Origin of the sequence: Vogesella mureinivorans, from assembly GCF_007644035.1 — a bacterium.
GTDB lineage: Bacteria > Pseudomonadota > Gammaproteobacteria > Burkholderiales > Chromobacteriaceae > Vogesella > Vogesella mureinivorans.
Window position 1 is genome coordinate 1 of record NZ_VMTV02000110.1, and the last position, 267, is coordinate 267.

1 protein-coding gene is annotated in these 267 nt (G+C 73.8%); it reads left to right on the forward strand.

Translation table 11 applies throughout. The annotated features are described in order from the left end of the window. Nucleotides 1-267, forward strand: a 267-nt coding sequence (locus FLQ44_RS02860) for a YsnF/AvaK domain-containing protein (protein WP_147692968.1), incomplete at both ends; no start/stop codon positions are given.

Below are 267 nucleotides of genomic sequence, written 5' to 3' on the forward strand. Positions count from 1 at the left end.
CCCAGGAGATCGGCCGGGCCCGGCTGCGCAAGCACATCGTGACCGAGCACCAGTCGGTGCAGGTGCCGGTGAGCCGCGAGGAGGTGCGGGTCGAGCGCGAGCCGATCACCGACGCCAATCGCGGCGACGCCTACGACGGCCCGGCGCTGTCGGAGGAGGAGCACGAGGTCGTGCTGCACGCCGAGCGCCCGGTGGTCGACACCGAGGTCGAGGCCGTGGAGCGCGTGCGCCTGGACACCGAGACCGGGCGGGGGACCGAGACCGTCA